General features: G+C 66.4%; 21 protein-coding genes and 1 pseudogene. 14 read left to right on the plus strand and 8 right to left on the minus strand.

Features of this window, described 5'->3' with window-relative positions; all coding sequences use genetic code 11:
- The first annotated feature begins 62 nt into the window (after window positions 1–62).
- A complete protein-coding gene (locus NIBR502770_RS18515) occupies window positions 63–1,130 on the plus strand; it encodes an LLM class flavin-dependent oxidoreductase (RefSeq protein ID WP_141182925.1) in 1,068 nt (355 codons plus the stop codon).
- Window positions 1,131–1,191: 61 nt separating this feature from the next.
- Window positions 1,192–1,492, plus strand: a pseudogene (locus NIBR502770_RS18520) (DUF4193 domain-containing protein).
- A 347-nt stretch (window positions 1,493–1,839) separates the two neighbouring features.
- Here the strand turns inward: NIBR502770_RS18520 and NIBR502770_RS18525 are convergent.
- Window positions 1,840–2,946 (minus strand): GTP pyrophosphokinase family protein, encoded by a 1,107-nt coding sequence (locus NIBR502770_RS18525; RefSeq protein WP_141158694.1) that lies wholly within the window; start codon window positions 2,944–2,946, stop codon window positions 1,840–1,842.
- A 326-nt stretch (window positions 2,947–3,272) separates the two neighbouring features.
- On the opposite strand from NIBR502770_RS18525, the gene NIBR502770_RS18530 reads away from it, so the two are divergent.
- Window positions 3,273–4,676 carry a M1 family metallopeptidase gene (locus NIBR502770_RS18530; RefSeq protein ID WP_246857320.1) on the plus strand — a complete coding sequence of 468 codons (1,404 nt, stop codon included), beginning with the start codon at window positions 3,273–3,275 and terminating at the stop codon, window positions 4,674–4,676.
- Between the two features lie 36 nt (window positions 4,677–4,712).
- On the opposite strand, the gene NIBR502770_RS18535 is transcribed toward NIBR502770_RS18530, so the two are convergent.
- A complete protein-coding gene (locus NIBR502770_RS18535) occupies window positions 4,713–5,726 on the minus strand; it encodes a LacI family DNA-binding transcriptional regulator (RefSeq protein ID WP_210418968.1) in 1,014 nt (337 codons plus the stop codon).
- Window positions 5,727–5,995: 269 nt separating this feature from the next.
- Here NIBR502770_RS18535 and NIBR502770_RS18540 point away from each other — a divergent pair, with 269 nt between their 5' ends.
- The 3 genes from NIBR502770_RS18540 to NIBR502770_RS18550 are packed head-to-tail and all read left to right on the plus strand — an operon-like array spanning window position 5,996 to window position 9,513.
- The gene (locus tag NIBR502770_RS18540) at window positions 5,996–7,117 is read left to right on the plus strand and encodes a nucleoside hydrolase (RefSeq protein ID WP_141182927.1); all 1,122 of its coding nucleotides are present in this window, start codon (window positions 5,996–5,998) and stop codon (window positions 7,115–7,117) included.
- 12 nt (window positions 7,118–7,129) lie between these two features.
- Window positions 7,130–8,545, plus strand: a complete 1,416-nt coding sequence (locus tag NIBR502770_RS18545) for an MFS transporter (RefSeq protein WP_371416471.1) — start codon at window positions 7,130–7,132, stop codon at window positions 8,543–8,545.
- The gene (locus NIBR502770_RS18550; protein ID WP_141158691.1) at window positions 8,542–9,513 is read left to right on the plus strand and encodes a ribokinase; all 972 of its coding nucleotides are present in this window, start codon (window positions 8,542–8,544) and stop codon (window positions 9,511–9,513) included. The genes NIBR502770_RS18545 and NIBR502770_RS18550 overlap by 4 nt, the downstream gene beginning before the upstream one ends.
- Before the next feature lie 60 nt (window positions 9,514–9,573).
- Here NIBR502770_RS18550 and NIBR502770_RS18555 read toward each other — a convergent pair whose 3' ends face one another.
- The 5 genes from NIBR502770_RS18555 to NIBR502770_RS18575 form a co-directional block, all read right to left on the minus strand.
- Window positions 9,574–10,656 (minus strand): LacI family DNA-binding transcriptional regulator, encoded by a 1,083-nt coding sequence (locus NIBR502770_RS18555; RefSeq protein ID WP_141182929.1) that lies wholly within the window; start codon window positions 10,654–10,656, stop codon window positions 9,574–9,576.
- Window positions 10,653–11,390 (minus strand): SDR family NAD(P)-dependent oxidoreductase, encoded by a 738-nt coding sequence (locus NIBR502770_RS18560; RefSeq protein WP_141158689.1) that lies wholly within the window; start codon window positions 11,388–11,390, stop codon window positions 10,653–10,655. Before NIBR502770_RS18560 ends, NIBR502770_RS18555 begins: the two co-directional genes overlap by 4 nt.
- Before the next feature lie 49 nt (window positions 11,391–11,439).
- A complete protein-coding gene (locus NIBR502770_RS18565) occupies window positions 11,440–11,751 on the minus strand; it encodes a hypothetical protein (RefSeq protein ID WP_141182930.1) in 312 nt (103 codons plus the stop codon).
- Between the two features lie 82 nt (window positions 11,752–11,833).
- Window positions 11,834–12,772, minus strand: a complete 939-nt coding sequence (locus tag NIBR502770_RS18570) for a hypothetical protein (RefSeq protein WP_141182931.1) — start codon at window positions 12,770–12,772, stop codon at window positions 11,834–11,836.
- 78 nt (window positions 12,773–12,850) lie between these two features.
- Complete coding sequence (locus NIBR502770_RS18575) at window positions 12,851–13,504, minus strand: cyclodeaminase/cyclohydrolase family protein (RefSeq protein WP_141182932.1); 654 nt, start codon at window positions 13,502–13,504, stop codon at window positions 12,851–12,853.
- Between the two features lie 135 nt (window positions 13,505–13,639).
- Here NIBR502770_RS18575 and NIBR502770_RS18580 point away from each other — a divergent pair, with 135 nt between their 5' ends.
- Entirely contained in the window at window positions 13,640–14,431 is a 792-nt protein-coding gene (locus tag NIBR502770_RS18580; protein WP_141182933.1) for an alpha/beta hydrolase, read from the plus strand.
- A gap of 36 nt (window positions 14,432–14,467) precedes the next feature.
- Complete coding sequence (locus tag NIBR502770_RS18585; RefSeq protein ID WP_371416472.1) at window positions 14,468–15,415, plus strand: carbohydrate kinase; 948 nt, start codon at window positions 14,468–14,470, stop codon at window positions 15,413–15,415.
- Window positions 15,416–15,440: 25 nt separating this feature from the next.
- Here NIBR502770_RS18585 and NIBR502770_RS18590 read toward each other — a convergent pair whose 3' ends face one another.
- Window positions 15,441–16,331 (minus strand): ThuA domain-containing protein, encoded by an 891-nt coding sequence (locus NIBR502770_RS18590; RefSeq protein ID WP_246857321.1) that lies wholly within the window; start codon window positions 16,329–16,331, stop codon window positions 15,441–15,443.
- Between the two features lie 90 nt (window positions 16,332–16,421).
- Between NIBR502770_RS18590 and NIBR502770_RS18595 the strand changes: the two genes are divergently transcribed.
- The 6 genes from NIBR502770_RS18595 (at window position 16,422) to NIBR502770_RS18615 (ending at window position 23,138) form a co-directional block, all read left to right on the plus strand.
- Window positions 16,422–17,714: a DUF6379 domain-containing protein gene (locus NIBR502770_RS18595; RefSeq protein WP_141182935.1), complete on the plus strand. Its 1,293-nt coding sequence runs from the start codon at window positions 16,422–16,424 to the stop codon at window positions 17,712–17,714.
- 30 nt (window positions 17,715–17,744) lie between these two features.
- Window positions 17,745–19,244: a DUF6379 domain-containing protein gene (locus NIBR502770_RS18600; RefSeq protein WP_141182936.1), complete on the plus strand. Its 1,500-nt coding sequence runs from the start codon at window positions 17,745–17,747 to the stop codon at window positions 19,242–19,244.
- Window positions 19,245–19,385: 141 nt separating this feature from the next.
- Complete coding sequence (locus NIBR502770_RS21590; protein ID WP_246857322.1) at window positions 19,386–19,988, plus strand: GAF domain-containing protein; 603 nt, start codon at window positions 19,386–19,388, stop codon at window positions 19,986–19,988.
- A gap of 32 nt (window positions 19,989–20,020) precedes the next feature.
- Window positions 20,021–20,599, plus strand: a complete 579-nt coding sequence (locus tag NIBR502770_RS21595; RefSeq protein WP_246857323.1) for an ATP-binding protein — start codon at window positions 20,021–20,023, stop codon at window positions 20,597–20,599.
- A 226-nt stretch (window positions 20,600–20,825) separates the two neighbouring features.
- Entirely contained in the window at window positions 20,826–22,124 is a 1,299-nt protein-coding gene (locus tag NIBR502770_RS18610) for an ABC transporter substrate-binding protein (protein ID WP_141182937.1), read from the plus strand.
- Between the two features lie 54 nt (window positions 22,125–22,178).
- Window positions 22,179–23,138: a carbohydrate ABC transporter permease gene (locus NIBR502770_RS18615; RefSeq protein ID WP_141182938.1), complete on the plus strand. Its 960-nt coding sequence runs from the start codon at window positions 22,179–22,181 to the stop codon at window positions 23,136–23,138.
- The last annotated feature ends 2 nt before the right edge of the window (window positions 23,139–23,140 follow it).

A 23,140-nucleotide genomic window follows, 5' to 3' on the forward strand; every position in this document is an offset into this window, starting at 1 on the left:
ACGGCGCAGGCCTTGCCGTAGCGGCCGACCCCCATAAACCGGCCCCCACTAAGGAGTTATCAATGCGCTTTTCCCTCTTTGTCCACATGGAACGCTGGGACGAATCTGTCTCGCACCAGGAATGCTTCGAGAACCTGACCGAGCTCACGCTCATGGCCGAGGCCGGCGGCTTCAGCACCGTCTGGATCGGCGAGCACCACTCGATGGAATACACCATCTCGCCGAGTCCCATGCCGCAGCTCGCCTACCTCGCGGCGCGGACATCAAAGATCCGGCTTGGCGCCGGAACCATCATCGCGCCGTTCTGGAACCCGCTCCGGGTCGCTGGGGAGTGCGCCCTCCTGGACGTGATCAGCAACGGACGCATGGAAGTAGGCCTGGCCCGCGGGGCCTACCAGTTTGAGTTCGACCGCCTCATGGGCGGCATGTCAGCCGTTGACGGCGGCAAGCACCTCCGCGAGCTCGTTCCGGCCGTGCGCAGGCTGTGGGAAGGCGACTACGCCCACGACGGCGAAGTCTGGCAGTTCCCCATATCAACCAGTGTCCCCAAGCCCGTCCAAAAGCCCACGCCGCCCATGTGGATCGCTGCGCGCGACATCTCCTCGCACGAGTTCGCCGTAGAGAATGGCTGCAACGTGATGGTGACGCCACTGATGAAGGGCGACGAGGAAGTCGAGGACCTGGCACGCAAATTCGACTCCGCCGTCGAGAAAAACCCCAGCATTCCCCGCCCCGAGCTCATGGTCCTGCGCCACACCCACGTCCACTCGGCAGACGAGCCCGAGGGCTGGCGCCGCCCTGCAGAAGGCATCAACAAGTTCTACCGGACCTTCGACGCTTGGTTCGGCAACAAGACAACCCCCAAGAACGGCTTCCTCGAGCCCAGCCCGGAAGAGAAGTTCGCCGAACGTCCAGAGTTCACGCCGGAGTCCCTGCACAAGACGGCCATGATCGGAACCCCCGACGAGATCATCGAACGGATACGTCACTACGAAGCCCTCGGCGTCACCGAATTCAGTGTCTGGTCCGACAACAGCCTCACCCACGAGGAGAAGAAGCGCTCACTTGAACTCTTCATCGAGCACGTCGTGCCGGCGTTCCAGAACCAAAGCGTGACCACAACGAGCTGAGACGCTCAGCTCTCTGGTCAGGCAGGAAGCCGACAGAGAACACAGAAGAGAACCGCCAAACATGGCTACCGATTACGACGAAGTCCGCTCCGACGTCAACGCCTCCAGGACAGTTCCCTGGAGGCGTTGAAGTCCGCCAGCGCCCCGGATGCCCGCAGCGTCGTCACCGAGCTCGATGAAGCGGACGCCCTGGACGAAGGGCTGGTCTCGGCGGGGAAATCGTCTCCGAGGAGCTCATCGTCCAGGTCATCCCGCAGGGTGCGGACGAGTTCACCTGCTCATCTTGTTTCCTGGTCCGGCACCGGTCCCAGCTGGCACGGCAAAGCGACGGCCAGTCGTACTGCATCGAGTGCGAGGGCTGAGCCCCGCAGCCGACTGGCCGACAGCCGGCTCTGGACTCCCAGAATGATGCACCTGATGCAATACGCAGCCATCACCTTTACATAAGGTCACTATCGGCTCTTGAGCTTTGATGAGAGTCAGCTGGGGCCGTCGGCCTTTTGTCCCAACATGCGAAGAAGGTCAAGGGTGGTCATCCTCAGCTCCTCATAGGCGTGCTGGTAGAAGAGCGGCGTCAGGTGGTCGACAGGAGTGCTGTCGAGTTCTCGGATCAGCTGCAGGACCTCGTCAATAACCTCCCGATCGTTCCGGGAATCTGGTTCAGGTTGCGGCTTCGATCCACAAACGCGAGGCGTCAGGGCACCCGCCCCTACTTCTTCGTCATCCTGTACCGCTCAATCTGCCGCAACCGCCGCAGGAGGCTGTCGCGCCGCGGGTGCGGGACGGCGTCGGGCTCTTCCGCCGTGAGGTCGATGTGCTTGGTGCCGTACTGCCAGAGGAGGAGGTCGTCCAGGAGCCGGTCCGGGCCGGGGGAGTAGCGGTGGTCCAGGGCCCTGCGGACCTCCGTGATCTGGTTGGCGCTGAGCAGCCCGGCCAGCTGCATGGTCTGGTTGAGCCCGTGCGCGGCGAGGAGCTCGGCCGCCCAGCCCCAGTCATCGTCCACCTTGCGGTCCACGTGCGGGAGCAGGGTCCGCCATACATCCCGGATACGGTTCGGCGTAAGCGGGGCCGCGCCCTCACCGTCCATGTCCCAGTAACCGCGGACCTCCTCGTAATTTTCGTGAAGGTCAGAGAAGGCGGTTTCAACGGTTTCCAGCATGGCGGCGGTGGCGGTGAACTGCCGGTCGAAGTGCGGCGTCCAGGCGCGGGGGTCCTCGGCCTTGAACCGGATATCGTGCTCAATCTCGCTCCACGCGTGCGCGAAGATGGTGCGGATCTGGCACTCGAAGAAGTAGCTGCCGTTGGGCTGCAGATCCGGGTTGAAGACCTGCTGGTACTCCTTGACGGCTTCATTCTGGATGGTGCGCAGTATCAGGTGCCGGCTGGAGTACCCGTAGGTTCCTGACTCGATGGAACCGATGTCCTTTTCCCGGTCGCCGCGGCAGTCGAAAAGCTGCCGCTGGCGCTTGATGATGTTGGCCACCGCGGCATTCTCCGCCGGCAGCTTGGTGATCACCCGGATGCCCACCATGTCATTGAGTGTCCGGAAGGGGTCCGGAAACTTCAGGAGCCTCCGCCCGCCCGGTTCCAGCGGCTCCTCGGTGCGCGAGATCTTCTCCTTGAAGGACTCCACGGTCTTGGTGCGGCCGGTAACGAACAGCGGCGTGACCTCGCTGCCCTTCAGCATGTCCCGCAAAACCAGCAGGACATCGCGGGTAACCAGCTTCAGGGCAGGCCGGACGCGCTCATAGATCTCCACGTTGTGCTGCACCGACTCACGCAGCGGTGCGTCCAGACTTTCCCAGTTACTCGGCATGGTCCCAGCTTACGGCCGGGGTATGACAGAACGACGGCGGCGCGGAGCCGGCTGGTCCCCGGGGGTGCCCCGCACGATGCCCCATCCGCCAGGACTCCCGGCCGGGTGGGGCCGGGGACGAGAAAGGGGGACCCATGGGGAGCCCAAAGTGTTGACGCACGGCGCGTGCGGGGCCTAGATTCCTTCCCAATTGGGGGCAGTGGCCGGTTGAGCCACCGGTATCGGTCTGGTCGCCGCGAAGGCATACGACAATTCCCCTCCGGCGGCGTGAGCGTCGTAGCGGTGAGCAGGGCTCCCCGCCGCCCGCACTTTCCAGGACGGCAACCATGACCAACCAGACGAGAACCCGCCGCCTCGGCGCGGCAGCAGTGGCACTTATGGCGGCCGGTGCGGCCGGGATCAACGCGGCGCAGGCATCACCCCAGGATGGCACGGCGCGGTACGGGCACGGTGCGGCGGGAAGCGGCGACCCCTACTTTCCTTACGCGGGCAACGGCGGTTATGACGTCCTGCACTATGACCTGGACCTCCGCTACGCACCGCCGTCGGACCCTGCCGTGCTGGCCGGGAAGCTGGCAGGGGAGGCGACCATCACCCTCCGCGCCACCCAGGACCTGAACAGCCTCAACTTCGACCTGCGGGGGCTCAACGTGACAGCCGTTGACGTGGACGGCAAGGATGTCAACCGCGGTTCCGGCCCTTCCGAATGGACACAGGTGCAGGATGATGCCAACCGCATCTGGGAGCTCACCGTGGGGCTCCGGACAAAACTGAAGGCAGGCCAGGAAGCCACCATCACTGTCGACTACGGCGGAGCAACGGGACGGCCGGAAGACACCACGGGGGCTCTCTACGGTTGGGTGACCACAGCTGACGGGGCCATGGTGGTCAACGAGCCCGACGGTGCGCCCACCTGGTTTCCTGTAAACGATGACCCCGAAGACAAAGCCACCTACTCCTTCCACATCACGGTCCCGGAAGGGAAAACCGCGGTGGCCAATGGCCTGTCCGAGGGCGAGCCCAAGACCAACGCCGGCTGGACAACGTGGACCTGGGAAGCAGCGGACCCAATGGCCAGCTACCTTGCAACGGCGAGCGTCGGTGACTACACGCTCACCTACGCCAAAGGGCCGCATGGCCTGCCGATCATCAATGCCGTTGATGACGGTGTGGCCGGAGCGGACCTGGCAAAAACCACCGCAGCCCTCGCACTGCAGCCCCGGATGATCACGTTCCTGTCAGACCTGTTCGGACGGTACCCCTTTGAGGCTTTCGGCGCGATTGTGGACGATGATTCCGTGGATTACGCCCTGGAGACCCAAACCCGGCCGGTCTATTCAGGGGCCGCGGACGAGGCCACGGTCGTCCACGAACTGGGACATCAGTGGTTCGGCAACGACGTCAGCCCGGCGGATTTGAAGGATATCTGGCTCAACGAGGGCTGGGCAACCTACATTGAGTGGCTGTGGGCTGAGCACACGGGCCAGGCGACCGTGGCACAGCAATTCACGGACACCGTGGCGGAACTGGACAGCAAGAACCTCTGGGGGATGAACATTGCCGACCCCGGCCGGGACAACCTCTTTGCGGCGGAGGTTTACAACCGTGGTGCCGCCGCCCTCCATGCCCTGCGGGCCAAGGTGGGGACAAGGCGTTCTTTGCCGGAGCCAGGGATTGGCTGGAACGCTACAGCAACTCCTCGGCAACAACCGCAGACTTTGAACAGGTGATGGAGGCGGCTTCCGGCCTGGAGCTTGACGCGTTCTTCAACGACTGGCTGCGGGAAGGGAACCGGCCGGCGATGCCGTAGTGGAGCCGCGCACCACCAGCGAGGTCTCCAGCGTGACGCCGCCGTGCCCCAGCGACTTTCCCTCCATGAGGCTGCGCAGCTGCTCCCCGGCCTTCTGGCCCAGGGCGGTGGCCGGCAGGTGCACACTGGTCAGGCCCGGATTGCTGGTAGCCGAATAGGGCAGGTCGTCGAACCCGGCCACGGCCAGCTCCTCGGGGATCCGGATCCCCGCCACGCGCGCTTCCTGCAGTACCCCGTACGCGTGGGTGTCGGTGGCGCAGGCGACGGCGGTAACCCCCGCACGCTTCCAGTCCGGCCACGCTTCGGCGAACGCGCCCGCCCCCGCGCCGACGTCGATGGTGGTGCTGATAATGCGTTCCGGGCTGACGCTGATGCCGCGCGAGGCGGCCTCCTCCAGGAACGCCGCGCGCCGGACGGCGAACGTCTCGGTGCCGGTCACGCTGTCCACATAGGCAGCTTCCCTGTGACCGGCGTCGGCCAGGTGCCCCGCCAGCTGGCGTGCCCCGCTGGCCACATCCAGGTTCACGGAGGGTGCGTAGGACTCGAGGCCCGGCGCATCAAGCAGGACAAGGGGCGACGGCGACGCTAGGTCTTCGAGGAACCCGGCGTTGGGTGCGTCCACCAGCAGCCCCGCCGGCCGCAGGGACATCAGCCGCCGGACATCGGCGGCCTCAGGAAACTCGCCGGCCTCGGTGACGGACAGCAGCAGCTGGTACTGCGGCCCCAGCGATTCGCGCACCCCGGCGATCACTTTGGCGAAGAACGGGTTGGAGATGTCCGGCGCCACCAGGATCACAATAGAGCTGACCCCCTTGGCCAGGGAACTGCCGATCCCGTCCACCACGTACCCCAGCTCCGCAATGGCCTCCCGCACCCGGGAAATGTTGTCCTCGGCCACGCGGCCGGCCGTCTTGCCGTTGGCCACCAGCGACACCGTGGCCACCGAAACGCCGGCCCGCGCGGCGACCATCGCCGCCGTCACGCGCCGCGGCCGTGGCCGTTGCTGCTGCACCTGTTCCCCGGAATCCATACTTTGATCGTAGTAGGCGCGGCCGGGCACCGGTCACGCCTTAAAAGGCTGGGCGCGGTGGGAGTGCTGGCCTTCCATGCCCACCAAGGCATTAAGCGTTTGACGTGGGGTAATGCCCGAGAGCACGTTAAGCGCTTGACGTGAACCGGGAAACCCTGTCATGATCACTCCCGGAATACTCAAGACCCCTGCCCGCAAGGCAGGCCCCAATGACGTGGAGCACCATCGTGGAACCAAATCCCCAAGCGAGCCAGTACCGGACGGGTTCAACAGAACCCCGGAAGATCATCCTGGACTGCGATCCCGGCCACGATGACGCCGTGGCCCTGCTGCTGGCACACGGCAATCCCAACATCGAACTGCTGGCCGTCACCACGGTGGTAGGCAACCAGACCCTCGAAAAGGTCACCCGCAACGCCCTGGCCGTCGGCACCATCGCAGGCATCACCGGCGTCCCCTTCGCCGCCGGCTGCCCCCGCCCGCTGGTACGCAGCATCGAAACCGCACCGGACATTCACGGCGAATCCGGCATGGACGGCCCCGCCCTGCCGGAGTCCACCATCGAGCTGGACCCGCGCCACGCCGTCGACCTCATCATCGACACCGTCATGGCGCACGAACCCGGCACCGTCACCCTGGTCCCCACCGCCGGCCTGACCAACATCGCCATGGCTGCCCGCAAGGAACCGCGGATCGTGGAACGCGTCAAAGAGGTGGTCCTGATGGGCGGCGGCTACCACGTGGGCAACTGGAGCGCCGTGGCCGAGTTCAACATCATCATCGACCCCGAGGCCGCCCACATCGTCTTCAACGAAAAGTGGCCCGTGGTGATGGTGGGCCTGGACCTCACCCACCAGGCGCTGGCAACCCCGGACGTCGTGGAAAAGATCGCCGCCATTGGCACCACCCCGGCAAGGTTCGTCACCGAGCTGATGGACTTCTTCGCGCACACCTACAAGGACGCGCAGGGCTTTGACTACCCGCCGGTCCACGATCCCTGCGCCGTCGCGTACGTGATCGACCCCAGCATCGTCAGCACCCGCAAGGTCCCCGTGAACATCGAACTTCAGGGCAGCCTCACGCTCGGCATGACCGTGGCGGACTTCCGCGCCCCGGCCCCCAATGACTGCCACACCAGCGTGGCCGTGGACCTGGACCACGCACGGTTCTGGGACCTCGTCACCGACGCGCTGGTCCGCATCGGCGAGCCCGGCGCCGATGCCAAGGCGGACGACGGCGGCAGGCACCAAGGCGCAGACCGCGCCCAAGGCAACGCGTCCGACGTCGTCCGTCCCGAAAGTGCCCAGCTCACCGCCGGAGGGGTCAAATAAATGGCCGCCACCATGACTGAATCCAGGACCGGACGCGGCAACATCGCCGCCCTCATGACCGCCCTGCTGGCCGCCTGCGTGGCGTTCCAGCTCAACGCCTCCATGCTCAGCCCCGCCCTGGTGACCATGGGCCAGGAACTCAAGGCGGACCAGGCCCTGATCGGGCTCTCCCAGACCTGGTTCTTCACCGCCGCCGCCCTGTTCTCCCTGTTCCTGCCGCGCCTGAGCGACATCATCGGCCGCAAGAAGGTCCTGGTGGGCATGATGCTGCTCATGGCCGTGGGCTCCGTCATCGCGGCGCTCGCCCCGGACATCACCTGGCTCTTCGTGGGCCGCATCATCCAGGGCGTCAGCGGCCCCACCGTCCCGCTCTGCCTCATCATGCTGCGCTCCGCCGTCAGCAACCCCCGCAAGTACGGCACCCTCATGGGCCTGATCACCGCGGTCAACGGCGGCGTGGCCGGCGTGGACTCCTTCGTGGGCGGCTACTTCGCCGAGCACTTCGGCTTCCGCAGCATCTTCTGGCTGATGGTGGTCCTGGCCTTCGCGGCCACCGCCCTCATCGTGTTCCTCGCCAACGAGAGCAAGCCCGGCGCCGGCACCCGGATGGACTGGCTCGGCGTGTTCTTCATTGTGGTGGCCGTCGGCGCCCTGCTCACCGCGCTCAACGAAGCAGCCAAGCTCGTGGGCGGCTTCAACTCCGGAACGCTGCTGCTGAGCCTGGCGCTGGTGCTGGTGTCCGCCGCCGCCTTCTTCGCCTTCTGGCGCACCGAACAGCGCGCCGCCCAGCCCATGGTGGAAACGGTGCACCTGCGCCAGCGCGCCACCTGGGCACCGCTGCTCACCACCACCCTGACCATGACCGGCATCTTCGCCGTCATCAACGGCATCGTGCCCGCCTACGTCCAGGCCGCCAGCCCGGGTTTTGGTGTGGGCCCCACCGAAATGTCACTGATGATCCTCACCCCGTACGCCCTGCTGGGCTGGCTGGTGGGCCCGCTCAGCGGCAAGCTCGCCCCGGTCCTTGGCTACACCAGGGTGCTGCGGATCGGGCTGCTGGGCAGCATCGCCGCACTCGCCGTCATCGCCTTCCTGGGCCTGCACAGCCTGCCCATGATGATTGCCGGAACGGTCTTGCTGGGCATCATGTACGCCGGTACGGTCAACATCATGCTCAACGGACTCGGCGTTGTCCTCTCGCCCGCCGGCAACCCCGGCTTCCTCCCCGGCATGAACGCCGGCGCCTTCAACCTGGGCGCGGGCCTGAGCTTCCTCATCCTGCCCGCCGTGCTGGTGGCGACCTCCGCGCTCGGCGATGCGGCCACGTCGTACCTGACCGTCGTCGTGGTCGGCCTGGCCCTTACCATTGCCGCCTTCGCTGCTTCGCTGCTGATTCCCAAGCCGGTTGAGGCCGAGGTGGCCGCATGACCAGCGCGGGCGTTGGGCACCCGGGCCGGATCGTCGTCGTCGGCTCCCTCAACGCCGACCTCACCATCTACTGCGAACGGCTCCCGCAGCCGGGCGAAACGGTCCAAGGCAACGGCTTCGCCGTGAACCCGGGCGGCAAGAGCGCCAACCAGGCCGTGGCAGCAGCCCGGCTGGGCGGCCATGTCAGCCTGGTAGGCGCCGTGGGGGAGGACGCCAACGGCAACATGCTCGAGGCCTCGGTGGCGGGGGCAGGCGTGGACGTCAGCCACGTGCGCAACTCCAGCGAGCCCACGGGTGTCGCCGTCATTGCCGTTGACGCCCGCGGCGAAAACAACATCATCATCTCCGCCGGCGCCAACGGCACCTTGTCCCCGGCGGACGTGGCCGGCGCCGCGGACGTCCTGGACGGTGCCGCCGTCGTCAGCCTCTGCCTGGAGGTGGCCATGCCCACCGTGCTGGCCGCAGCCCAGGCAGGGCACGACGCCGGCGCAACAGTTCTGCTGAATCTCTCGCCGTACGCGGACATTCCGGCGGAGCTGGCGGAACTGACAGACGTCCTGCTGGTCAACGCGCACGAGGCGGCGCTGTTCCTTGGCCCCGGCGCCTCCGTTCCGGGGGCGGACGCCCACGCGTCGCAATGGGATACGGTCCGGGAGCGGTTTGCCGGGCGCGGGATCCGGCAGGTCCTGGTGACCCTCGGCGCGCACGGATCCGTGGTGCTGGATTCGGAGGCGGCTCCCGGCGCCCAGGTGACCTTCGTGGCGCCCACCCGCGTGGCCGCCGTGGACACCACCGGAGCCGGGGACGCCTTCACCGGAGCGGTGGCGGTGCGGCTGGCCGCGGGCGATGCGCTCGCCGATGCCGCAACTTTCGCCTCCGTGGCCGCCGCCCTGGCAACCACCCGGAAGGGGACGCAGGCGGCGTATCCGGAAGCGGCCGACGTCGAACGCCGCCTCGGTACCGCCTAAACCGGTCGTCTGCTGTCGTTTACGCGCCCCAAAAACGACCGGGACGGAGCAATCGATGGGCTATGCGTGGGCCTGGACCTGCACCGACGCGCGTTCCACGGCAGGGCAGTGGATCTTTGCCGGCCCGCCCGGGGCGGGGTCGATTCCCAGCAGCACCCGGACCCCGGCGGCGCCAAGTTCATAGTGCGGCAGGGCCACGGTGGACAGCGGCGGCCGGAGGTGCGCGGCGATGACTTCCTGGTTGTCGAAGCCCACCACGGCGACGTCCCCAGGGATGGCCAGGCCGTGTTCCCGCAGGCCGTCGTAGAGGCCCATGGCCATGCGGTCGTTGTAGCAGAACACGGCAGGGGCGCCTCGCTGAAGCAGCCCGGCCGTGGCCCGGTAGCCGCCTTCCTGGTCCGGATAGGCCTCCATCACGAGGTCCGGATCGAACGGAATTCCGGCGTTCCCCAGGGCCTGGCGGTAACCTGCCAGCCGCCCGTCCTTGGCCGGTGCCGGAATGGTGGCGTTGATGAACGCAATCCGCCGGTGGCCGTGCGCCAACAGGAGTTCCGTCGCGGAGCGGCCGCCCTGGACCTCGTCCGGAACTACGGCGCGGGCGCCCTGTTCGTTGGAGAAGCAGTTCACCAGGACGAAGTCCGCTTCCCGTAGCGGCGGCGGGATATCCGTCTGGCGGTGGAACCAGGTGGAGTAGAGGATGCCGCGCACCTTGTACTCCAGCATCATGGCGATGGCGTCCTGCTCCAGCTCGCCGTTGCCCTCGGTATTGGCGATGAGCAGCGCGTAGCCGTGCTTCCAGGCCTCATCCTGCGCCCCGTGGATGATCTGGCCGGCAAATGGCGTGGTGGCTACGCCGTCGGCCACCAGCCCAATGAACTTGGACGTCCCGCTGACGAGTGTTTTGGCCATGGCGTTGGGCCGGTAGCCCAGGGTGCGGATGGCGTCCGTGACGCGCCTGCGGGTTTCCTCGGCAATGCGGGCGTCCTTTTTCTTATTGACCACCAGCGATACCGTGGCGGTGGAAACGCCGGCCGCTTCTGCCACCTCGCGAAGGGTCACGGGATGCGGCCGCTCAGGCACCTTTGGCGAGGGGCGCCCTGTTTCCCGCGCGGATGCCTCCGCGCCATTCTCCGTTGAACTCATCTGCCCTCCAGGGTGACGCCTGTGTGTTCCGCGAGCCGGGCCAGCAGGCGGTCCTGGAATTGCGGATCATTGGCGGCCGGGTGCGGGGCCTGCCGGTGCTGGTGGTACCAATAGCCGCCGCTGGACAAGGCTGCCGGGTCGTCACTGGTAGCGAGCCATTCCTGGGTGCGGTGGCCCAGTTCCAGGCTGTCCGGTGCTGAGCGGCCGCCCATCCGGGTGGGCACCCATCCGGGATCAACCGCGTTGCTGGCAATGTCCGGCGCCAGCCTGGCCACTGCTGCCGACAGCGCCGTGACGTGCAGCTTGGTGGTGGAGTAGGAGGCCGTCGTCGTGCGTCCTGCCCAGTCCAGGCCGTCCAGTCCGGTGTCGCCGCCGCGGTGCATGCCGCTGCTCAGGTAGATGAGGCGGCGGGGTCCGGGGATCAGCGCTGTCAGGAGGTACGGGGCCACCACGTTCACCGGCAGCAGCGCCGCGCCGCTGAGGACGCCGGCGTTGTGGATGACGGCGTCCAGCCGGCCGATTCGGTTGGCGTCGGCCGCGATCTGCCGGACCTCGGCCTGGGCCGCGAGGTCCCCGACAATGCACTGTGCCCCGCGGTCCAGCAGGTGCTGTACCGCGGGGATCCGCTGCGGGGACCGCGCGTGCACGATCACCTCGTGTCCGTCCCGCAGCAGCGTGTCCGCTGTTGCCAGGCCGAGCCCTTCGGTGGATCCGGTAATGAAGACGCGTGCCATGCGGGGGCCTTCCTGATAGGTGGTGGTTCCCTACGCTACCCGCGCCGGGTCAGCCGCGCTTTCGGCCCAGGATCAGGGCCAGCACGCCGCCAAAGACAACAAGCACCACGCCCACGCCCAGCAGTCCGGAGTTGACGCCAGTGTTCGGCGCGGTTCCCGGTTCTGGGGCGCTGGGTGCTGCGTTGGCAGCTGCCTCCCCAACGTGCGCGCGGCCCGTTGGGGGTGCGGTGTGGTCAATGGAAAGGGAGATCGGTGCTTCCGCCGGGGTGGCGGCGGCGTTGGCGGCTGCGCCGTTGGCGCCCAGCAGGCCGCCTGCGATTACGGCGCTGAGCAGGCATCCTCGGATAGTGCGGTGCATCATTTGGGGTTCTCCTGAAAGTTGGATCGGGCCTACTGCTTAGCCCGGGACTGGCTCGTTAGCGCTGGGACGCTCAGGGCCTCAACTAGTCAGGGGATGATCCGGGATCGAAGGACACCGGTGGCATGGCCAGGGGCAAACCGCCTTGGACCCTGGAACGGCCGGCCGCGGGGATCTGCAGGGTATGGGGCGCGAGCCATGCGGGCAGGCCCGAACCATTGCCGCTGGTTGAACCGCTTCCGCCGGCAGCGGTGCCGGGCGGCGCATCAAAGGGTGCGTGGGACGGCGCGCTGTGCGGATCCGGTTCCGACAGCTGGAGCATGCCGGCGGCGTGCATAGCCTGCTGGGGGTGCGGCAGGCCGCTGCCGGACAGCCCTTCGTGGAGTGGCGGGAATTCGGGGGCGGCCAGGGCGGAACCCGGGGCCATGCCGGCGGGGGCAGCCACCGATGCGGCTGCCGCCGCGGGTGCTCCGTCTCGAGCCTGCGGCGCCCCGGCGACCGGCGGGAGGGCCGCCGCCGGCTCTCCCGCAGCGGGCAGGGGCACGGCGGTGAGAAGTGGGTCGAGGACCGGGGCAAGTGGTTCGAGGACCACGCCGGCCACGGGAGAAATATTCCCCACCGTTCCGCCAACAACGCTGTCCACGGTGCCCAGGGCCGGATCCACTACTGCGGCTATGGATCCTTCCGGCGCGACAGTGTCGACTACCGGAACAGCATCTGCCACGTGGTCGGCCAGGGCAGTGGCGTCCTTGGCGGCCGCATGAAGGGATGGCACTGTTTCAGGCGCTGGGGCAGGCTTGCTGGCAGTCCCTGCCGGGATGGGTTCCAGGGCATCCCGGGCCTGCTGGCTAACTGCGGTAGCGACCCCTCCAGCGGCAGGCGGGGCAGCAGCCAGGAGTGGCTCATTGTGAGCGGCGGAATCAGCGGAGGCGCCCGCAGCGGACAGTGCGATCCATGCAGCTGCTGCCGCCATGGCGAGCAAAAGGGGGCGGAGGAAGGTCCACGCAGCGAGTTTTGGCTCCATGCCGTACGCCTCCCCCCGGACTCACCTGCAAACAATGCTGCCCACAATAAGCACAGCCCTGCGGCAGAGTCCAACAGCTCAGGCTGAGTCCGTTGGGGCCGCGCGGTGGTCGATGCGTGCAGTTACCGCGTCGATGCGGTCCATGGCTCCGTTGAGTTTCTGGACCGCGGCCCACAGGTCCGGCTGCTGTCGACGCACCGTATCCAGGCTGTCTCCCGTGGAGCGCAGGGAGCCAAGGTCGAAGCTGACATTCGTGCGGGCGCCTGCCACCGCGGCCCGGAGGGCGCCGAACGCAACAACAACGTCCGCAACCAATGAACGGTTGCCCTTGGTCGCCAGCCAGGCGAGGTCGTCGATGGCTTCGATGGCCCGCTCGCCAAGGACAGCCGACGATGCTGCAGCTTCCAGCGACGCACGGCGGACTGCCTCGTCCCGTTCCGGCCCCGGTTCCAGCCGGAAGGCAGCACCGAAGGCTTTGGAGGCGGACGCATCGTCATCAGCCAGCTGCAGGGCTTCCCGGCGCAGCGCCTGTGCGCGGGTCCGTATCTCCGATGGCTTCCCGCCGTCGTCCTCGCCACCGCTGTAGCCGGCCACCATCGACGTCAGTGATGCCGCCACCGCCAGCATCAGGCCGGTACCCGCGCCCCCACCCGGTGAACCCGTGGACTCCGCCAGTGCGCGCGTCCAGTCCTCGACAGTGGATCCCTGGGTTGTTGCTTCAGCCTCTTCCATGCCAGGAATGGTGCCCATAAATGTGGCGGGCTAAACGGACACCCGGCAGGACGCCCGGACTCGCCCAGTTTTCGAGGCCCGGGCGGCCAGTGTGACAGGAGGCCGCTTCCCAAGGACGGATGTAGTCTCGGCAGGGTGCAACGCCACCGCTATGACTACGGCCAGGACCCCAGCCAGTGGGGCGAGCTCTTCCTGCCGGATCTTCCTGCGGGCAGAAAGCACCGGGGCGTTGTGGTGGTGATCCACGGCGGCTACTGGCGCTCCACGTACGGCGCCGAACTGGGGGAGCCGCTGGCGAGGGACCTGGCGGAGCATGGCATGGCCGCCTGGAACCTGGAGTACCGCCGTGCCGGGAACGGCGGAGGCTGGCCGGGGACCTTCCGGGACATCCTCGCGGGCATCGACAAGCTTGCCCCGCTCGCAGAACCGCACTCGCTGGACCTGGGCAAAGTGGTGGCTCTGGGCCATTCCGCCGGCGGCCACTTGGCAGTGTGGGCGGCGGGCAGGGACCGGCTGGAGGGGCTCGGGGCGGACGCCCGGCAAGTGAAGGACACGAACGACGGCGTCCGCCTCACCGGGGTGGTCAGCCAGTCCGGCGTGCTGAACCTTGCCGAAGCCGAGAGGCTGGGCCTGAGCAACGGCGCCGTGGGCAACCTGCTGGGCGGACCGTCGTCGGACTTCCCCGGGCGCCACCGCATGGCCGACCCCATGACAGCGCTGCCGCTGGACGTTCCCGTCTTCGCCGTCCACGCGGCGGAAGACGATGATGTTCCCCTGGGCATGTCCACAACGTACGTGGACGCCAGCCGGTCCGGACCCGTCCCGGCACGGCTGATCACGGTGCCGGGGGACCACTTCGCGCTCATCGATCCCGCCGCGGAGGCCTATGTGACGTGCCGCGAACTGGTTGGAAAGCTGCTCGGCTGACACGAACTGCTGACGCCGGCCTCTTTCTGGCAGAGTATGACCATGCTCACAGTGATCGGCGAAGGCCTTGTTGACGTTGTCCAGCGCGCTTCCGGAATCGAGGCCCACGTGGGCGGAAGCCCCCTGAATGTCGCGGTGGGCCTGGCCCGGCTGGACCACCCGATGCAGTTCATCGGCCGTTACGGCCGGGACGCGTACGGCGACTCGGTGGCGGCGCACCTGCGCGCCAGCTCCGTCATGCTGCCGATGCCCCCGGACGAGCTGCCCACCAGCGTGGCCACCGCACTGATTGACGACGACGGCGCCGCCACCTACACCTTCGACCTCGCCTGGGAGCTGCCGCACCTGGCAGACCGGCTTGGCTTCATGCTGCAGGGAACCACCCTGCTGCACACGGGCTCCATTGCCACCATGCTGGCGCCCGGTGCCACCGAGGTGCTCGCCGCCGTCGAATACGCGCACCCGTCCGCCACCATCAGTTTTGATCCCAACTGCCGCCCCAGCATCATCACGGACGTGGACTTTGCCCGGCGCCAGGCGGAAAAGTTCGTCACGTTGTCCGATGTCGTTAAGGCCTCGGACGAGGACCTGGCCTGGCTTTACCCGGGACAGGATGTGCTGGATTCGGCCCGCAAGTGGCTGGCGCTGGGCGGGGAGGAAGGTCCGGCGATGGTGGTGGTCACCCGCGGTGCGGACGGCCCGTGGGGCGTGTGCCGTGCCGGCGAAGCCGCCATTCCTGCGCCCAGGGTGGAGGTGGCGGACACCGTGGGGGCTGGGGATTCCTTCATGGCGGCGCTGCTGTCCGGCCTGGTGGACCGGGAGCTGGACGGCGCCCAGAACCGGCAGGACCTGCGTGACCTTCCCGTCGAGGGACTCTCCGAACTCCTGCAACATGCCGCCCGTGCCGCGGCAGTCACGGTATCCCGCCCGGGCGCCAACCCGCCCACCCGGGAGGAGCTGCACGCGGCAGGAATGGAGGCCTGAGGCAGCATCCGGAGCGGGACGGTGCCTACCCCTCGTGGTTGTAGTAGGGCCACGGCAGGAAGCGGCGCTCACCACGTCGGTCCGGCCCGTCGAGGGTGACTTTCCCGGTGGCGGCCCACTCCACGCCGCGCGGGAACATGCGGATGAACTCGATGCGCCGGAACGTGTCGATGTCGTGGCCTATGGTGATCGTGAAGCTGCGGCCGTTGCCATAGTTGTTGATCCAGGCAAGAGGCTGCTGCGTATTGATCCCGGGAAGGTTGGCGAGGTTTTCCTCCGGGATATCCACCGGGTAATGCGGCATGGGCCATTTGGGTGCATTCTCGTAGGACTCCACGTCATCGAATACTGACAGCAGTACTTCCGCGCCGCCGTACAGCTGCACGCCGGTCAAGATGTCGTCACCCGTGACGGTCCATGTCCCGCTGACACCCTCGGTGATGGGATGGCGGGGCTCGGAGGTTTGCAGCCGGGCCTCGCCCCAGGGCCGCGGCCGCAGCCCGGTGGACACACTGAGCTTCGCGCCCCGCATGATGTTGTACTCCTCCGGGTAGCCCCAGTCGTCCTCCTGGACGGCGGAGCCGTGAAACCACACCATGCCCTTTCCGTCCTCGTGGACAAACTTCAGCAGCGCGGCATCGGTTTCGGCACCGAAGCCCACCGCCTTTTCGTGGTAGCCGTCCCGCCCCTCGAACACCACCAGGACCACGTCGTACTTATCGATGACGCCGGCTCCCAGTCCGCGCGGGTCCTCGACGACGCGCACGTGGAACCTGCCCGTGTCCTCCAGGACAGTGGTGAGCCACTGGTTGTGCGCGCGGAAGCGGCGGAATTCGTTGTCATGCTCCCGGGTCATGTGTCCGGACAGGATAAGTGCCCTCAACTTCTCGGCCACTGCGCCCACTCCCTCGTTCATCGATAGTTTTGATGGAACTCTACATACTTTAGTTTGAAAAGGACATAATGGTTGCTACGATCGGCTTGCCCCTACAGAGAGTGAGCAACGATGCTTCTCGAAAGAGACCTCATCCAGTCCGCAGGCTTCCGCAACGTTACGGAAGGAGGGCGGGTGACCGGCTTCCAGTTCCGCGTCCGGATGCCCTCCTACCGGGGCATGGCGGCTTCCCTGGTCGATGGTGTCGCCGTGCGCGTCGGCAACCTGGTGGACGTCGGTCCGGACATTCCGTTGTGGACCTTCGGCGGCCGGACCTTCACCCTGCCGGAGCTGTGGGTCAGCGAGGGGGTCCGCTGGCCGCTTGAGGAGGCGGCGGTGATAACGGTTCCGTTCGACGGCGGCCTTCCGCAAGGTGTCCACGAACTGAGCATCGAGCTGCGGTTACGGATGTCCTACATTCCTGAGGAGCACCAGCCCACCATCCACCGGGTCAGCCGCAAGGTCACGCTGGCACCCGAAGGCGGTGACGGGACGTTCCGCTACGGAGTTTCCCTCTACAGCTACATGGGCGATTACGGCACGGTCCTGGACCTCGAAAGTGCCCTGGCCCATGTAGCCGACGTGGGCGCAACAGGGGTCGAGATCCTTGGTGAGGGGCACGTTCCCGGCTATCCGGGACCCTCGCCGGCCTGGATCGATACCTGGTTCAACCTGCTGGAAAAGTACTCCCTGGAGCCCACCAACTACGGTTCCTGGATTGATACCAGGCTCCACCCGGGCCGGTCGATGACGGCCACCGAAGGCGCGCAGGCCCTGCAGCGGGACCTGAAACTGGCCCACCGGCTGGGCTTCAGCTTTGTCCGGCCAAAAATCGGTGTGGTCTCCAGCGACCTCGTGCCGGACCCCATCTGGACTGAATCGGTGGAACGCTCCCTTGACCTGGCCCACGAGCTGGGAATGGTCATCTGCCCCGAGATCCACTCGCCCACCCCCATCAAGCACCCAGTAGTGGATGACTACATCGGGCTCATTGAGCGGACCGGAACCAAGAACTTCGGCCTGCTCATCGACACCGGCATTTTCCAGGACCGGCCCATTCCGCTGCGTGAAGGCGAGACCCGGGACACCCGTCCGGCGTTCCTTGACGGCATTGCCGTTAACCCCGCGGACTTCAAGGACATCGCCCAATACGTGGTGTTCATCCAGGCGAAATTCCACGACATCAACGAGCAGCTGGAAGACCAGCAGATTCCCTGGCGTCCCGTGCTCCAGGCGCTGAAGGACTCCGGTTACACCGGCTACCTCTCCAGCGAATACGAAGGCGAACGCACTCCCTGGCGTGCCATCGAGCAGGTGCGCCGCCAACATGCCCTGATCCGCAGCATCACCTCCGAACTCGACTGACCATCCCCAATCACGGTAAAGAGAACCATCATGCCCAACGGACTTCTTGACGAATCCAGCCTTCGCACCCACGCGGAAGGACTTGCCCTTTCCCTTACCCTGCCGTGGTACCGGAGCCTCTGGCTCTCCTCGGTCACCAGCCTCCGGCTCACCATCGACGGCCGGGACGTCCCCCAAGAGGAGCTGTCCCTGGAGCTCGGGGGCACCCGATATGCGCTGACCGACATTCCGGTGCAGAGTGAAACCCTCTGGTACCTGCAGGAACACCCGCTGCTCATTGTCCGCCGCGACCAGCCCGCAGTTCCCGGGGACCACCACACCGTCCAGCTCATCGGCGAGCTCCGGCTGCCGTATATGCAGATTGCCCCGGGGCAGGATGGGGGCCCGGGCATGTACGTCCCCAACTTCGTGAACCAGACACTGGAGCTGGCCGTCACGGATGGGCCTGCCCCCGCACCCCTACTCAAGGCGGCGGCGGCACCCCCTCCGCCCGCAACCGGGGACGACCCCTTCTCCCTCGGGCTGACGCTGTACTCGGCAAGCGCCGAGTTCCGCGCCGGTTGGTACGACTTCGACAGGCTGCTGGACCGGGTTGCCGATCTTGGCATTGGCCCTGGGATCGAGATCGTGGCCTCCCAGGTGCTCCCCACCTACCCCCACGTATCGGATGGCTTCGCCCAGGCGTGGCAAACTGCATTCGACAAGCATGGCTTCACCGCCAGCTCGTTCGGTGCGAACCTGGACATGGGCCGGCGCCGTGACCGCGACATGACGCCGGACGAGGAATACGAGTTCACGGAGACCCTGTTCCATGGTGCAAAGAAACTGGGCTTCCCCCTGGTCCGTATCCAGAGCGCCAAGCCCGCCCTGCTGCGCCGCCTCCTGCCGCTGGCCGAGAGGCTGGAACTCAAGATGGCCTACGAAATCCACGCTCCGATGGGACCCAACTCGCCGGAAATCATGAAGGTCCGGGATGTGTACGCAGATCTCGATTCGCCGCTGCTGGGGTTCGTGGCGGATTTTTCCTCCACCATGCACAGCATGTCACCCACGCTCCTCCGTGCCGTGCGGCGGGCGGGCCTGGACGACGACTCGGTGGCCAGGCTGCAGGCCATCTGGGCCACCGACGCGCCGATGCGGGCGCGCCAGGAGGAGTTCATTGGCTACCTCAAGGGCCGGGCCTTCGATCCAGCCCGGCTTGGCTCCTTCGCCCATCTCGCCTTCAACATGCACGGCCATGTCAGTCCGCGGGAATGGGCAGACATCATGCCCCAGATCCTGCACGTCCACGCCAAGTTCTACGACATCGACGACGACGGCAACGAGCCTGCAATCGACTATCCGGAGCTGGTGCGCGTCTTCGTCGAAGGCGGCTACCACGGCTACTGGTCAAGTGAATGGGAGGGCCATGCCTTCGCCGAACTGGGGGAGGTGGACCCCTTGCTGTTGGTGCGCAGGCACCATGACCTTGTTCGGAAGAGCATGCGTTCCGTGCCGAAGGCGGAATCGAGGGCCGGCTCCTCGATGTGAGCAAGCCCCTCCGTGTTCTCCCTGCGCGGCGACGCCTGTATGGGATGCTGGATCGGTGGACGATCCCGGCATGGAAGGCTTGGCCACCGCACGTGCGGATGGCCGGTGGTTCCAGCGCGCTGATGGCAAGGGCCGCAGGCCATGACGGTGAACGAGATGGTCCGCGACGCGGTCCTCGCCGGAACCGGACTGCCCATTCCAGGTCCGGACGGACACGTTGAAGTTCCGGCTGCGTCGGAACGCTTGCAGAATCTTGTTGAACTGGCCCGCACGGTCTGTGGCCAGCCGGTAACAGCCATCAACATCATTACCGAAGACCTCCAGTACCAGGCAGCCACGGCGGGCATGGAACCGTATCTGTGCACCAGGGAAGACTCGATGTGCGCGGTGGGGTTCCTCAGCGGTGAACCCACCGTCCTCGAGGATGCTTCCCTGGATTCCCGGTACCGCGACAACCCCTACGTGGACGGCCGGCGCAGCAGTTTCAGGTTCTACGCCTCCATTCCGCTGGTGACCGACGACGGGTTTGTCCTTGGCACCCTTTGTGCCGGCGCCCGGGAGACCGGCCGGCTCAGCGGCGAACAACTCCGAGGCCTTGAAATCCTCGCCGCCCAAATCGTCGACGTCCTGCAGCTGGAACACCGCGCACGCCGCCTGGCTGACGCGCTGGCCGAAGCCGAGCGGAGCAACAGCCATCTGGCGGAGTTTGCCGGCAGGATCAGCCATGACCTCGCAACCCGCTGACCTCGATCCTCGGATTCGTGGAACTGGGCGAAATGGACGCAGAATCAGGAGACGACGCCCGGCTTCCGGAGTATCTAGGCATTGTGGGCAGGACCGGGCGGCGCATGCTGGCGATGGTCGAGGACGTCCTGGCTTTCGCCACCATCGGAGGCGACCTGCAGCCGGCCGCGGTTTCCCTGGCGGAACTGGTGGGGGATGTCATCGCGGACCTGGCCACCGCCGTGGAGGAGTCGGGAGCGTCCGTGGACTCGGGGGAGCTGGTATTTACCGCGGACCCGGTCCAGACCCGGGTGCTCCTGCAAAATCTCATTCACAACGCCCTTAACTACCGCCGGCCGGGCGTGCCGCCGGTCATCCACGTCACCGGGCACCGCGGCGAAGATGGGGCGGTCCTGCGCGTAATCGACAACGGCAAGGGCATCGCCTCCGGCGACCGGGAACGCGTGCTCGATCCGCTGGTGCGCCTTGACCGCCAGGGTGACCCGCCCGGATCCGGCCTGGGCCTGGCAACCTGTGCCCGGATTGCCGCCGCGGCCGGTGGACGACTTGACCTCGGTTCCGCGCCCGGGTCCGGGACTGTCGTCACCGTTCACCTGGGACCGGGCAGCTAAGCAGCCGCCGCGCGCCTACCGTGGACGTGGCATCGAGCGGCAGCCCGCGCGTGCGGGGGCGGCCCCGCCATCACGGCTCTTTATGCAATCCTTCTGCGAACCTTCGTGAAACTTATGTCTGTCATACGCGATACTTATGTGCTTTTTCTACACATCTCCCGCATACTTGTGAGTGACCGGGGTCACGACTCCGGATTCCTCGACAACGAAGTCTGAAAGGCTGGACATGACACAGCACCGTCGCTCCGCGGGATTGAAGGTGGTCGGCGCCCTCGCCGTTCCCACCATTGCGGCCCTCGCCCTCTCTGGCTGCTCCACCTCCGCCAGCAGCACCTCTTCCTCCGGTAGATCCCAGGAATTTTCGCTCTCCTTCGCCACCTCCAACAACATCGAGAGCCCCTTCCAGACGCTGGCGGAGGACTACATGAAGTCCCACTCGAACGTGAAAATCACGTTCAACCCACAGCCCAATGATTCCTACGACCAGACCCTGCGGACCCAACTCCAGGCCGGCAACGCCTCGGATGTCGTGGTCACGACGCCGGGTTCCGGCCAGGGGCGCAGCATCCTTCCCCTCGCACAGGCAGGCTTCCTTGAGCCGCTGGACGATGCCGCCAAGAAACTGGTTCCCTCCGGCAGCGACGCCCTCTTCGGCGCGGACAGCAAAGTCTACGGGCAGGCCATGGAGATCACTGTCGTAGGCCTGGTGGCCAACGAAACGGCGGCCAAGGCCTCCGGCATCACCGACTTCCCCGCAGACTTCGCCGCCTTGGAGAAGCAGTGCAAGAACCTTCAGTCTTCCGGTAAGTCCCTCTTCGCCCTTGCCGGCGCGGCTGCCCCCAACACCGGGCTGATGGCCATGTCCCTTGCTGCCAGCAGGGTCTATGCAGGCGATCCGGACTGGAACGCCAAGCGGACCGCAAACCAGGTAACGTTTGCCGGCTCGGACGGGTGGAAGTCTGCCCTCGACGCCGTGAAGAAACTCAATGATGCGGGGTGCTTCCAGCAAGGTGCGGCCGGCGCAGGATTTGATGCCATCACCCAGGGCCTTGCCAGTGGAACATCCGTTGCCGGCTTCATCCCCGCCCCAAGCTGGAAGCAGCTGAAGACCGCGGCCGCCGGTTCTGAATTCGATGTGCGTGCCCTCCCGGCCGAGCAGGCCTCGGACAAGGCCTACACGTTCGCCAGTGCCAACTACGCGTTCTCCATAAACGCCGCTTCCAAGAACAAGGATGCTGCCAAGGCATTCCTCGACTGGGCGGCTGAGCCGGAACAGACCAAGGCCTTTGCCGAAATTGACGGCGCCCTTCCCGTCAGCGGACTGGACAGCTATGACTTCAACGGCAGCGCCTACAAGAACGTAGCCGACCTGATCAAGGGCGGAAAGTACGGGCCCCTGCCCAACAGCCAGTGGCCCAACTCGTCCGTCTACGACGCCCTGGCCACCGGCGTCCAGGGCTTGATCACCGGGCAGAAGACCACTGACCAGGTCCTGCAGGCCATGGATGCCGCCTGGGGACAGTAAGTCTTCCACTCCACTACCGTTCCAACGACTCAACGGGACAAGCAAGGAATTATCATGACTGCGACGATGCAACCCAAGAGCGAAGCAGCAGAAGCACCCCGGCGAGGCAAGCGCGCTCCGGGGACGGGCCGCCCAGCCCGTCCCCGGGGCCGCTCCCTGGAATTTGGACACTGGTGGTGGGCGCTCCCCGGGATCGCCCTCGTCATCGCCATCCACTACGTGGCGACCGGCATCGGCGGGTTCTTCGCCTTTACCAACTGGACGGGAATCGGTTCCTTCAAGATCACCGGTTTGAACAACTTCGAGGCAATCTTCAAGGACCCCACCAAGGTCGGCGCCCTCTCCAACACACTGTTCCTCGCGTTCGGATCGGTACTGCTGGGCAACATCGCCGGTCTGATCATTGCGCTGGGACTCAACCGTGTGGTGAAGACGCGCTACATCCTCCGCACGCTATTCTTCATGCCGGTGGTCCTCAGCCCCCTCGCCACCGCCTACATCTGGAAGTACATCTTCGATTTCAACGGTCCCATCAATGTCCTGCTGAAGGCGGCGGGGCTCGGTCAACTGGCAAAACCCTGGCTCGCCGATCCGCAATGGGCCATCTGGACAGTCCTGGTGGTCCTCGTGTGGTCCTCCACCGGGTTCGCCATGGTGATCTTCATGGCCGGACTCACCGGTGTTGCGGTGGAGGTCGAAGAAGCCGCGGCAATCGACGGCGCCAACTTGTGGCAGCGCTTCCGGAACGTCACCCTGCCGGCGATCCGTCCCGCCGTCGCAATCGCCACAACACTGGGCATTGTCCAGGGCCTCCGGGTCTTCGACCCCATCATGGCACTTACCGGCGGCGGCCCGGCAGGGGCCACGGAAACGCTGGCCACCCAGGTGTACAAGCAGGCATTCGCGCTGGGCAACTTCGGCGGCGGCGCTGCCCTGGCCCTGGTGCTCGCCTTCATCATCCTGGTCTTCGCCGTGATCCAGCAGCGGCTGACGCGATCGAATCCTGAGGACTAACC

The sequence above is a fragment of the Pseudarthrobacter sp. NIBRBAC000502770 genome, assembly GCF_006517815.1.
In the GTDB taxonomy this organism is placed as follows: domain Bacteria; phylum Actinomycetota; class Actinomycetes; order Actinomycetales; family Micrococcaceae; genus Arthrobacter; species Arthrobacter niigatensis.

What these genes read in the sequence shown, in the direction of transcription:
- NIBR502770_RS18615 (WP_141182938.1), top strand. Translation starts at nt 22,179, where the DNA reads ATGACTGCGACGATGCAACCCAAGAGCGAAGCAGCAGAAGCACCCCGG.
- NIBR502770_RS21595 (WP_246857323.1), top strand. Translation starts at nt 20,021, where the DNA reads ATGGACGCAGAATCAGGAGACGACGCCCGGCTTCCGGAGTATCTAGGC.
- NIBR502770_RS18555 (WP_141182929.1), bottom strand. Translation starts at nt 10,656, where the DNA reads ATGAGTTCAACGGAGAATGGCGCGGAGGCATCCGCGCGGGAAACAGGG.
- NIBR502770_RS18550 (WP_141158691.1), top strand. Translation starts at nt 8,542, where the DNA reads ATGACCAGCGCGGGCGTTGGGCACCCGGGCCGGATCGTCGTCGTCGGC.
- NIBR502770_RS18540 (WP_141182927.1), top strand. Translation starts at nt 5,996, where the DNA reads ATGACGTGGAGCACCATCGTGGAACCAAATCCCCAAGCGAGCCAGTAC.
- NIBR502770_RS18515 (WP_141182925.1), top strand. Translation starts at nt 63, where the DNA reads ATGCGCTTTTCCCTCTTTGTCCACATGGAACGCTGGGACGAATCTGTC.
- NIBR502770_RS21590 (WP_246857322.1), top strand. Translation starts at nt 19,386, where the DNA reads ATGACGGTGAACGAGATGGTCCGCGACGCGGTCCTCGCCGGAACCGGA.
- NIBR502770_RS18570 (WP_141182931.1), bottom strand. Translation starts at nt 12,772, where the DNA reads ATGGAGCCAAAACTCGCTGCGTGGACCTTCCTCCGCCCCCTTTTGCTC.
- NIBR502770_RS18600 (WP_141182936.1), top strand. Translation starts at nt 17,745, where the DNA reads ATGCCCAACGGACTTCTTGACGAATCCAGCCTTCGCACCCACGCGGAA.
- NIBR502770_RS18575 (WP_141182932.1), bottom strand. Translation starts at nt 13,504, where the DNA reads ATGGAAGAGGCTGAAGCAACAACCCAGGGATCCACTGTCGAGGACTGG.
- NIBR502770_RS18595 (WP_141182935.1), top strand. Translation starts at nt 16,422, where the DNA reads ATGCTTCTCGAAAGAGACCTCATCCAGTCCGCAGGCTTCCGCAACGTT.
- NIBR502770_RS18585 (WP_371416472.1), top strand. Translation starts at nt 14,468, where the DNA reads ATGACCATGCTCACAGTGATCGGCGAAGGCCTTGTTGACGTTGTCCAG.
- NIBR502770_RS18530 (WP_246857320.1), top strand. Translation starts at nt 3,273, where the DNA reads ATGACCAACCAGACGAGAACCCGCCGCCTCGGCGCGGCAGCAGTGGCA.
- NIBR502770_RS18535 (WP_210418968.1), bottom strand. Translation starts at nt 5,726, where the DNA reads ATGGTCGCCGCGCGGGCCGGCGTTTCGGTGGCCACGGTGTCGCTGGTG.
- NIBR502770_RS18565 (WP_141182930.1), bottom strand. Translation starts at nt 11,751, where the DNA reads ATGATGCACCGCACTATCCGAGGATGCCTGCTCAGCGCCGTAATCGCA.
- NIBR502770_RS18525 (WP_141158694.1), bottom strand. Translation starts at nt 2,946, where the DNA reads ATGCCGAGTAACTGGGAAAGTCTGGACGCACCGCTGCGTGAGTCGGTG.
- NIBR502770_RS18590 (WP_246857321.1), bottom strand. Translation starts at nt 16,331, where the DNA reads ATGAACGAGGGAGTGGGCGCAGTGGCCGAGAAGTTGAGGGCACTTATC.
- NIBR502770_RS18560 (WP_141158689.1), bottom strand. Translation starts at nt 11,390, where the DNA reads ATGGCACGCGTCTTCATTACCGGATCCACCGAAGGGCTCGGCCTGGCA.
- NIBR502770_RS18545 (WP_371416471.1), top strand. Translation starts at nt 7,130, where the DNA reads ATGACTGAATCCAGGACCGGACGCGGCAACATCGCCGCCCTCATGACC.
- NIBR502770_RS18610 (WP_141182937.1), top strand. Translation starts at nt 20,826, where the DNA reads ATGACACAGCACCGTCGCTCCGCGGGATTGAAGGTGGTCGGCGCCCTC.